The sequence below is a fragment of the Enterococcus sp. FR204 genome, from assembly GCF_031143325.1.
GTDB lineage: Bacteria > Bacillota > Bacilli > Lactobacillales > Enterococcaceae > Enterococcus_B > Enterococcus_B faecium.
Window position 1 is genome coordinate 1 of the sequence record NZ_JAKZIW010000062.1, and the last position, 10,074, is coordinate 10,074.

At 38.3% G+C, this 10,074-nt stretch carries 11 protein-coding genes; 4 read left to right on the forward strand and 7 right to left on the reverse strand.

Annotation, left to right across the window (positions count from 1 at the left end):
* Window positions 1–23: 23 nt before the first annotated feature.
* Together murB and RG571_RS11000 are read right to left on the reverse strand one after the other, a co-directional pair.
* Window positions 24–959: a UDP-N-acetylmuramate dehydrogenase gene (gene murB / locus RG571_RS10995; RefSeq protein ID WP_002291437.1), complete on the reverse strand. Its 936-nt coding sequence runs from the start codon at window positions 957–959 to the stop codon at window positions 24–26.
* Between the two features lie 72 nt (window positions 960–1,031).
* Window positions 1,032–1,952, reverse strand: coding sequence for a Gfo/Idh/MocA family protein (locus RG571_RS11000; protein ID WP_002339038.1), 921 nt, complete (start codon window positions 1,950–1,952; stop codon window positions 1,032–1,034).
* Between the two features lie 112 nt (window positions 1,953–2,064).
* Between RG571_RS11000 and RG571_RS11005 the strand changes: the two genes are divergently transcribed.
* Both RG571_RS11005 and RG571_RS11010 read left to right on the forward strand, forming a co-directional pair.
* Window positions 2,065–2,817, forward strand: a complete 753-nt coding sequence (locus RG571_RS11005; protein WP_002293820.1) for an exodeoxyribonuclease III — start codon at window positions 2,065–2,067, stop codon at window positions 2,815–2,817.
* A gap of 862 nt (window positions 2,818–3,679) precedes the next feature.
* The gene (locus tag RG571_RS11010) at window positions 3,680–4,213 is read left to right on the forward strand and encodes a 3'-5' exonuclease (RefSeq protein WP_002291442.1); all 534 of its coding nucleotides are present in this window, start codon (window positions 3,680–3,682) and stop codon (window positions 4,211–4,213) included.
* 488 nt (window positions 4,214–4,701) lie between these two features.
* Here the strand turns inward: RG571_RS11010 and RG571_RS11015 are convergent, their stop codons facing one another.
* From RG571_RS11015 to RG571_RS11030, 4 genes are all read right to left on the reverse strand, one after another.
* On the reverse strand, window positions 4,702–5,226 hold the full coding sequence (locus RG571_RS11015; RefSeq protein WP_002287063.1) for a GNAT family N-acetyltransferase: 525 nt from the start codon (window positions 5,224–5,226) through the stop codon (window positions 4,702–4,704).
* Window positions 5,219–5,692: a tRNA (adenosine(37)-N6)-threonylcarbamoyltransferase complex ATPase subunit type 1 TsaE gene (gene tsaE, locus RG571_RS11020; RefSeq protein ID WP_002287066.1), complete on the reverse strand. Its 474-nt coding sequence runs from the start codon at window positions 5,690–5,692 to the stop codon at window positions 5,219–5,221. Before tsaE ends, RG571_RS11015 begins: the two co-directional genes overlap by 8 nt.
* Before the next feature lie 122 nt (window positions 5,693–5,814).
* Complete coding sequence (gene pta / locus RG571_RS11025) at window positions 5,815–6,795, reverse strand: phosphate acetyltransferase (RefSeq protein ID WP_002291445.1); 981 nt, start codon at window positions 6,793–6,795, stop codon at window positions 5,815–5,817.
* A gap of 152 nt (window positions 6,796–6,947) precedes the next feature.
* Window positions 6,948–7,628, reverse strand: coding sequence for a uracil-DNA glycosylase (locus RG571_RS11030; protein ID WP_002323793.1), 681 nt, complete (start codon window positions 7,626–7,628; stop codon window positions 6,948–6,950).
* Between the two features lie 125 nt (window positions 7,629–7,753).
* Here RG571_RS11030 and RG571_RS11035 point away from each other — a divergent pair, with 125 nt between their 5' ends.
* Window positions 7,754–8,623: a Cof-type HAD-IIB family hydrolase gene (locus RG571_RS11035; protein WP_002287072.1), complete on the forward strand. Its 870-nt coding sequence runs from the start codon at window positions 7,754–7,756 to the stop codon at window positions 8,621–8,623.
* 25 nt (window positions 8,624–8,648) lie between these two features.
* Window positions 8,649–9,164, forward strand: coding sequence for an LURP-one-related/scramblase family protein (locus RG571_RS11040; RefSeq protein WP_002291449.1), 516 nt, complete (start codon window positions 8,649–8,651; stop codon window positions 9,162–9,164).
* Window positions 9,165–9,728: 564 nt separating this feature from the next.
* Here the strand turns inward: RG571_RS11040 and RG571_RS11045 are convergent.
* On the reverse strand, window positions 9,729–10,074 hold a 346-nt coding region (locus RG571_RS11045), incomplete at its 5' end, for a hypothetical protein (protein ID WP_308947586.1).

The following is a 10,074-nucleotide window of genomic DNA, read 5'->3' on the forward strand; positions in this document are numbered from 1 at the left end:
CTTATTTTAAGTTCCATTACTTATTAATTGGCTAAACTTCTGCTTGTTTCTGATATTGCTTGTTTTTCTCCAATGATCCGCACTTCTGTTTCTAAAGACACATCAAATTTTTCTTTGATTACTTCTTGGATGTGCGCAATCAATTCAATATAATCTGTCGCTGTCGCATGATCGATATTGACGATGAATCCAGCATGTTTTTCAGAGACTTGTGCACCGCCCCATTTCAGGCCTTGCAATCCTGCTTGTTGGATCAGCTGACCTGTATAGTGTCCTACTGGGCGCTTAAAGACACTTCCGCATGAAGGGTATTCTAATGGCTGTTTTGATTGACGCAATTCGGTCAACTCATCCATTCTTGCTTTGATTGCTTCATAATCCCCTGTTTGCAAACTGAATCGAGCTTCCAATACGATAGCACGTAATTCTTGGACTTTACTGTGACGATAAGAAAATACCATTTCGTCTTTTGTCAAAGTTTTCAATGTTCCATCTTCAAGCAAAAGATCCACTTCAGCAAAAACATCTTTGATCTCTCCGCCATACGCACCTGCATTCATATAAACCGCTCCACCGACACTTCCCGGGATGCCGCAAGCAAATTCAAATCCAGTCAATGATTCTGCCAAAGCTGCATAAGTCGTATCAATCAGTGAGGCACCTGCTTCCGCAATGACCATCGTTCCTTTGACATGAATCTGTTTCATTTCAGTCAGCATGATGACTACACCGCGAATCCCGCCATCTTGAACGATCAGATTGCTTGCATTTCCTAATACCATCCAAGGTATATCATGGATTCGGCAATAATCGATGATTTGCTTTACTTCGTCTTGCTTTTTCGGGAATGCAAGGACATCAGCTGGTCCACCTGTTTTCGTAAACGTATAGTTCATCAATGGTTCATCAAACAATAAAGTAATCGTGGCTAAGCTTTCAACTATTTCTTCTTTATTCACTGAGGATTTTCCTTTCTTTTCTCAAACGTCCTCATTATTCTATCACGCTTAATACAATCTTGCCAGTCTTGTTCAAAGTTGATGACGGTAGTGATCTTTAAGCACTTTCTCACATAATTCATGACTTCTTACAACTTCTTTTTGTTTAAGCACTTCTGTTTCCGATTTACCTAAACGGATCTGAGAAAAGAAGGCCTCTACCATTGGCTCAAACCCGCGTTTGACTAGCGTGTTTGTCCAGTCGCCAAATTCTTTCACTTTTTTTCCATCAGCATCTTGAATGACAAGCTGGGTCAGATCGTTTACTTCATAAGTACCATTTTTACTTGTTACTTGATATTTTTCTATATTAGCGCCACTTGCTAAATCCATCGTTAAAATAGCCGTTTGATTTTGTGTTTCTAATTGTAAAATGGCATATTCCAAAAATTCCTTTGTTTCTCTTATCTGGTATTTTGTTCTCAAAATGGGTTCATCTAATAAATACACAGCTGTATCAATAAGATGTAAAAACAAATCATAAAGGACGAATTCTGTCGTTTCTTTTGCCGCTATTCGATTTTTTTGCAGGTGGATCAACCGCTTATCTGAGATACATTTCAATTCTTCTACCATAGGAGCAAAGCGTCGGTTGAAACCGATCATCAAAATTATTTGGTTCTTATCAGCTAATTCTTGCAATTCACGAACTTCATTTAGATGGACACTCAGTGGTTTGTCAATATAAACATGGATACCATTTTCTAGACATTTTTTGGCTAATTCATAATGTACTTTTGTTGCTGCGTGGATCATACATGCTTCGATTTTTTCTTCTAAAAGCTCATCGATCGTTTCATATAGATGTTGGAACCCGTACTCTTTTTGAATTCTTTCTTTTGTTTCTTTATTTCTTGTTGCAAAATAAAAATCAAGTGTTCCTTGTTTTTTCGCATAAGTTGGTAAATATGCTTTTTCTGCGATATTCCCTACACCGATTACACCAATCTTCATCGACTTTCCTCCTGGATCATTTAGTTACTTTCATCTTACACCATTTTTTACTAAAATGAGGTACAATAGTATCGCAAAGGTAAGGAATTTAATTCGAAGGAGTGTGCTTTTATTGAAATTTATCTCTTGGAACGTAAACGGGCTTCGTGCCATCGTAAATAAAAATTTTTTAGAAGTTTTTCATGAGTTAGACGCCGATTTTTTCTGTCTGCAGGAAACAAAACTCCAAGCAGGACAAATTGATTTAGATCTTCCAGGTTATTATCAATATTGGAATTACGCGGAACGAAAAGGCTATTCCGGCACAGCGATTTTTGCTAAAAAACCAGCATTGAATGCCACTTACGGAATGGGTATCGATATCCATGATACAGAAGGCCGTCTGATTACTTTGGAATATTCCGATTTCTTTCTTGTAACCTGTTACACGCCAAATTCTCAAAGCGAATTAAAACGTTTAGATTACCGATTAGAATGGGAAGAAGCCTTTTATAATTATTTGGAAAATCTAAAAAAACAAAAACCAGTCATCGTGTGTGGGGATCTAAATGTCGCTCATCAAAAGATTGATTTGAAAAACTGGAAAACGAATCAAAAAAATGCTGGATTCACTCCAGAAGAAAGAGCGGCTCTTTCTCGACTGTTGGATAACGGGTTTATCGATACATTCCGTTATTTTTATCCAACCCAGGAAGGTGTCTACTCTTGGTGGAACTACCGATTCAATTCAAGAAAAAACAATGCTGGTTGGCGGATCGATTACTTTTTGACGAGCAAAGATTTAGAGCCAAGACTAGCTGATGCAAAGATCCATACGGACATTATGGGCAGTGATCATTGTCCAGTAGAATTAGATTTGAAATAAAGAGGATGTGAAAAAGTCGTTTAGTTTCGAGTATTAAGAAAAATTTTGTGAAAATGGCTTTCCACATTTTGCATAAATTTGGCTTAATACCGAGAAACTGGCTTTTGAACACCGTTTATCGAGAGGTTGTGAAAAAGCTGTCCTGCATCAAGTAATAAGAACAGCCAAACAAAAATAGCTCTTCATATTTTTCGTTTGGTTAGGCTTATTACCGCAGATGCAAGCTTTTGAACACCTTTTATTAAGTGGTTGTGAAATCAGCGTTCTGACCTGAGTATTAGAGAAACAAATGGAAAAAATAGTTCCTCATATTTTGCCATTTTTTGAGCTAATACCGAGGGTCAGCTGATTGAACACCGTTTAGTGGAGAGGTTGTAAAATCAGCGTTCTGACCTGAGTATTAGAGAAACAAATGGAAAAATAGTTCCTCATATTTTGCCATTTTTTGAGCTAATACCGAGGGCCAGCTGATTGAACACCGTTTAGTGGAGAGGTTGTAAAATCAGCGTTCTGACCTGAGTATTAGAGAAACAAATGGAAAAATAGTTCCTCATATTTTGCCATTTTTTGAGCTAATACCGAGGGTCAGCTGATTGAACACCGTTTAGTGGAGAGGTTGTGAAAAAGTCGCCTACTTTCGAGTCGTAAGAAATTTTTTTGAAAATGGTTCCTCACAACTTTGCATAAATTTGGCTTAATACCGAGAAGTCATGATCCCTATCTAACTCCAAATCACAAGGAATAAGTTCAAAAACTAGCTTTTTTCAACAAATATTACATAAAAAATTCTATGTTTTTTGTTAAATTTATTTGCTTTTTTCAAAAGTATGTTACAGTAATTTCCCAAGGAGGTTTTACAGAAATGAATTTTGTTGCCATGGATTTTGAAACTGCCAATCATCAGCCTTATAGTGCTTGTTCTCTTGCGCTAGTCATGGTAAAAAACAGCCAGATCGTTGATGAATTCTATACATTGATACAGCCTGAGACTCCTTTTTTCTGGCGAAATGTCCAAATTCACGGAATCCATCAAGAAGACGTACGCAATGCGCCGAAATTCCCAGAAGTCTGGCAAACTATCCAACCATATTTTCAAAAAAATCGTTTAGTCGTTGCACATAATGCTGCTTTTGATACAAAGGTCTTAGCGGGATGCTTAGATTATTATCATCTTGAACAGCCTAATTATCTTTCTTTATGTACAGTGAAAAGTAGCCGTCGCTTGTTTCCTGAATTTCCAAATCATCGATTGAACACTGTGTGCGAAAATTTGAACATCCAATTAGATCATCACCATGATGCATTGGAAGATAGTCGTGCATGTGCGGAAATCCTGCTTTATCAAGAAAAAAAATTCGGGACAGATCCATTGAAAAAACTTGTGACTATAAAGTAAAAGAATACTTATGAAACACACAAAGAGGTCGTGAGCCTGCCGTTTCACTCCGAGTCACAAGGAGCAATTTCAAAAAATAGCTCCTCATGTTTATTAAATATTGTGACTGGTGACCGAGGAGCTGGCAGGAGAACACCGTATAAGGAAGAGGTTGTGAAAAAGCTGTTCTGCATCAAGTAATAAGAACAGCCAAACAAAAATAGCTTCTGATATTTTTCATTTGGTTGGACTTATTACCGCAGATGCAAGCTTTTGAACACCGTTTACCAAGAGGTTGTGAAATCAGCGTTTTGATCTGAGTATTAGAGAAACAAACGGCAAAATAGTTCCTCATATTTTGCTGTTTTTTGAGCTAATACCGAAGGTTAGCTGATTGAACACCGTTTATTCAGAAAAAGGGACTGTGACGCGTATTTTGTCATAGTCCCTTCGTGTGTTTTTCTGCCTTCTCAAAAGGATGACAGTTTCTCACTCTTTTCCTATTTCTTCTATTCAATCAAATAACTCATTTTATATACATCTAAAAATTCGCCTAGATCTGTTCTTGCCCCTCTAGGCATGACCGCTTCGATTTGGAAGCCCATTTTTCGGTAAAGGTGTACGGCTCTTTCATTACGAACTTGAACGTCAAGCTCCAATCGAAAAAGTACACCCATTTCCTTCGCCCAACTGATGATTTCTTCTAGCATAAGAGTGCCTAGTCCCATTCCCCAATATTCCTGCAGAATACTGATACCGACTTCTCCCACGTGAGACAAACGAAATTGACTGTCTGCCTTGACAGATGCTGTTCCAATAATCGTCCCTTCATAGATTGCAAGCAGCAATAAATTATTATTGCTTTCGTATATATAATCCAACTCTTCTTCTAAGGTTTCTGGTGGTAACAGGAGTTCTGCTTCATCCAAAACTAAAAATTCTGTCTCCTTATTGACTTGTCCCATCATCAAAAGAATGTCTTTTGCATCTCCTGGCACTGCTTCCCGCAAGATGATCCCAACTTCTTCACTCATGATTTTCAGCCCATTTTTCTAGAATTCGCTGTTTGAAGGTTTCACTTTGCTCCCCGTATGAGATTAGTTTCACATACCGCTTTTCTAAATCTGTATCACTTTTTTCTAAAATCAGTTCCAAATAATCCTCCGGCAGTGCTTCTTCTAATAGATTTCCCCATTCGACAACGGAAAGCCCATCACCTTCAAAATATTCATCTAACCCTAAATCTGCTCCGCTAGCTGCTACCCGATAAATATCCATATGATACAACGGAATCCGACCTTGACTATATTCTCTAATAATCGTGTATGTCGGACTTTTGATCATTTGCGTTATCCCTAATCCTTGGGCAATTCCTTTCGTCAACGTTGTTTTACCCGCACCTAGATCACCAGTCAATATCAGATTGTCACCTGGCATTGCGGAATGACCAATTGCCTCTGCGAATTGTTCTGTCATTGTTAATCCTGATAGTTCGATCATTTTTCATCTTCTCCCGCTCTTCTTTCTTTTTGCCAGTATATCGCGTAATGAAGTTTTTTTAAAGAAAAAATGAACTAGTCAAGAACAGCAGCTGCTGTTTTTGGCTAGTTCGCGTGTATTTGTTAATCAATCAATGTTTGTGCTGCTGTGATAATCGATAATTTATATACATCTTCTTCATTTGCTCCACGAGACAAATCAGAAACCGGTTTGTTCAAGCCTTGTAGAATTGGTCCGATTGCTTCAAAGTTACCGAAACGCTGAGCAATTTTATAGCCGATATTTCCTGACTGCAATTCTGGAAATACAAAGACTGTTGCTTGACCAGCTACTTCTGAATCTGGCGCTTTCAGTTGTGCAACTGAAGGAACATAAGAAGCATCAAATTGCAATTCGCCGTCGATCATGTATTGTGGCGCTAGTTTTTTAGCGATTTTAGTTGCTTCAACTACTTTGTCTACTTCTGGCGATTTCGCTGAGCCTTTTGTCGAGAAGCTCATCATTGCTACTTTTGGTTCGATATCGAACAATTCTGCTGTTTTTGCAGAATCTACGGCGATTTCAGCCAATTCTTGCGCAGTTGGATTCACGTTGATCGCACAATCCGAAAAGACATATTTTTCTTGATCTCTTCCACGTACCATGATCATCGCTCCGCTTGTCCGACTGATGCCAGGCTTTGTTTTGATGATCTGAAGTGCTGGGCGAACAGTGTCGCCAGTCGAATGGATCGCTCCAGAGACCATTCCGTCTGCAATCCCCATATACGTAAGCATCGTACCAAAGTAATTCACATCTTTTAAAATCTTTTCTGCTTGTTCTTTGGATGCCTTTCCATTTCTGCGTTCAACAAAAGCATCCACCATTTCATCCCACTTATCGTAATTATCAGGGCTGATGATCGTAAAGCTAGATGTTTTGATTCCTCTGGCATGCGCTGCATTTCTTATTTCTTCTTCGTTCCCTACTAAAATGGGTTCCACAAGTTCTTCTGCTTTCAACCGGGCAGCTGCGCCTAAAATACGAGCATCAGTAGCTTCCGGGAAAACGATTTTGATCCCACGGCGAACAATCTTAAATCTTAAACTATCAAACAATTCCACAAGATGACCTCCAGACGTTTTTATATGTATTATCATACACTATTCCAGAAAAAAAGAACAGTTTATTTTATCTGTATCAGTCAAAAATGCTGGAAAAATTAAGTTTTTCACATACATAGCGAACTGCGCTATAACAGGAAAGCGCTGTTTTATTACACTGTTTCAGGCAGTTGCCAATCAATCGGTTCTTCTCCTAACGCAAGGAGCGCATCATTCGTTTTCGAGAAGGGTTTGGAACCAAAAAAGCCACGACTTGCAGATAACGGACTGGGATGTGGAGATGTTATGATGATATGGCGACTCTTATCGATCATTTTGATTTTTTCTTGTGCCGGTTTTCCCCACAAGATAAACACGATTGGTTTTTCCCGTTCATTTAATTTTTCAATGATCGTGTCTGTTAATCTTTCCCAACCTTTCCCGCGATGAGAATACGCTTGCCCTTCCCGAACGGTAAGAACGGTGTTAAGTAAAAGGACTCCCTGTTTAGCCCATGACACTAGATTTCCATGTTGAACAGGTGCGATTCCAAGATCATCATTAAGCTCTTTATAGATATTTCTTAACGATGGCGGGATCTTTACGCCGGGTTGCACAGAAAAAGATAAGCCATGAGCTTGATTTTCTCCATGATAAGGATCTTGTCCTAAAATCACCACTTTAACTTCTTCATAAGGAGTCAATTCCAATGCTTCATAGATATGATACATATCTGGATGGATCTTTTGGGACGCATATTCTTTTTTTAAAAATTCTCTTAGATGCAGATAATAATCTTTTGAAAATTCTGAGGACAAAACTTCTTGCCAACTGTTATGAATGATTTCTTTCAAAACCTCCACCTCCTAATAAAAAGAATAACTCACATTTTCTTCAATCACAAGGGACAATCTTCACCCTCAGCACTTGATTAATATGGTAAACTAGGAACAAGAAGCAGAAAGGAACGATAATCATTATGATCAAATTAATTGCATCAGATATGGACGGCACATTATTAGATGCCCATATGAGTGTTTCTCCTGAAAATGCCGAGGCGATACGTTTTGCAAATGATGCCGGTGTTGAGTTCATGGTCGCTACTGGTCGAAACTATCAAGAAGCTCGCGCAGCTTTAGATGAGGTAGGAATCGATTGTGCGATGATCACTTTGAACGGGGCACAGGTATTTGATAAAGAAGGAAATTCACTGTTTACCGTATCGATTCCAAATAATCAAGCAATCTCTGTTTTAGATATTCTAGATGCTAACGGTATTTACTATGAAGTAGCAACCAACGATGGTCTTTATTCTGAAAATCAAGCGAAACGAATCGAAAGTTTTGCTTCCATGGTGGCTACCCATTTACCTCACCTTACGTATAAAATGGCGATTGCCATGGCCTCAGCTAAGCTGGAGTTATTGCACATCACATACGTGGACAGTATTCGTGCTATCTTGGAAGAAAAGAATCTGGAAGTTCTAAAAATTATTTGTTTTCATACAGAAGGGCCAGCTGTATTAGGTCCAGTTGGAAAGCAGATTTCTCTTTTAGGCGATCTGGCCGTTACTTCCTCTGGTCAAAACAATATCGAAGTGAACCATAAAAACGCTCAAAAAGGAATTGCTGTTGCCCATGTCGCTCACGAGCGTGGGATTTCTTTAGAAGAAGTCATGACGATTGGCGATAACTTCAATGATGTCAGCATGCTGCAAGTAGCAGGAGTCAGTTTTGCAATGGGAAATGCAGAAATCGAAGTAAAAGATTATGCCAAATATACAACGGACACAAACCTTGAATCTGGCGTAGGAAAAGCCATATTGCGCGCGATTGCAGAAGACTTGTAGTTTTATCTAGAAAAGAGGGATATAGATGTCAGAATTTTTCATTCAGGAAAAACAGCTTGGACGTGCAACTCGGACAATTGTCAAAAACGAAAAAGGACATTCCCTGTTTTTGATGGTTGGTCGCTGGGGAACAAAGGGCGATGCATTGTCTCTTTATGCCATGAATGGCGATCTCGTTGCTCACATCAAGCAGATAAGCCTGACATTCGGTACGCGTTTTGAGCTGTATAAAGAGTTCGAAAAGGTGGGAACCATGCAGAAAATATTCAATTGGCCCGGTGATTTTTATTATATTCGTAGACTTCACTGGACAGTCCAAGGTGATATCTATAATCATCAATATCAAATCCATCATTTCAATCAGCAAATCATGAAAATGGATAAAGCAACACTTTTTTCAGGAGATTACTATGTATTGGATGTCTCAAATGATGAAGATGCTCCAGTTTGTATTTGTATTGCTGCGGTTTTAGATTACTGGCTCTACCGTAAAGACAAAAGCAAAGAAAAGCCTTTATCCTATCGATTTGATGTGAACTAGAAAAAATGAAAGCAAGCTAACAATAAACAATCTCAAACTCTAAGTCAAAATTAAGAATCTACGATATTGGGAGTCGTTACTTGATCGAGTAACGACTCCCAATATTTCTTATCAAAAATAGGAAATACCAAAATTCCCTTCGAGACGGAGGTATTCAAACACTCTTGATGATGAACTAAAAAAGTGCTGTTTTATCCTTCTATATTCTCATAACACATATTAAGACTTTAATCGTCCGATAGGACATCCTCCATTCGATCTGACTGTTCCTCTATATATCCCTACATACCAAAATCTTCCTGTAGTAAAATCTTTGTCGTAAGACCAAGTTTGTAAATATAATTGCCCACAATAAATACCATCATTATATATAATTGTATTTGTTAGACCGCTTAAAGTAGCCGATCGTCTTGTGTGGTAGATAACTTTACTACCTCTGCTATTGATAGTACTCATTACTTGCTAAGCACTTAAATCATTTGTATCAGCATGGATTTTTTGTGAAAAAGCGGTTAATTCCCATATAGCCATTATTAAAATAAATAAGTTCTTAAATTTTTTCACTTATATTATCTCCTTCCTGATATTTATTTTTGAAGGAATCGGTAAAGGTAAGGAATGGTGATAAAAATATCCCTCATAATAACCTCGAGTTCCATTTGAAAGGGGCATTTCCCTATATTTTCCAAGCCAACCTCGATAGGCTCCAGATTGGAAGAATGCAACAGCTGGGGCAGGATTTCCAGTCGTTGTCCATCCGCTTGTCCAATAACGAGTCAATATAGCTTGTGGGGAAATAGTGATAAACTTCATTTGATCAAAATCAAAAATAGTAGTTTCTACAATGTGAGAAGGAGCATCCTCACCATAGCTAAAATCTTTTTCTTCAGCATGGACACAGTTATTACTT

Excerpts from the sequence above, each read along its gene's own strand:
- RG571_RS11040 (WP_002291449.1), top strand. The coding sequence starts at position 8,649 with ATGTCAGAATTTTTCATTCAGGAAAAACAGCTTGGACGTGCAACTCGG.
- RG571_RS11010 (WP_002291442.1), top strand. The coding sequence starts at position 3,680 with ATGAATTTTGTTGCCATGGATTTTGAAACTGCCAATCATCAGCCTTAT.
- RG571_RS11035 (WP_002287072.1), top strand. The coding sequence starts at position 7,754 with ATGATCAAATTAATTGCATCAGATATGGACGGCACATTATTAGATGCC.
- RG571_RS11000 (WP_002339038.1), bottom strand. The coding sequence starts at position 1,952 with ATGAAGATTGGTGTAATCGGTGTAGGGAATATCGCAGAAAAAGCATAT.
- RG571_RS11015 (WP_002287063.1), bottom strand. The coding sequence starts at position 5,226 with ATGAGTGAAGAAGTTGGGATCATCTTGCGGGAAGCAGTGCCAGGAGAT.
- tsaE (WP_002287066.1), bottom strand. The coding sequence starts at position 5,692 with ATGATCGAACTATCAGGATTAACAATGACAGAACAATTCGCAGAGGCA.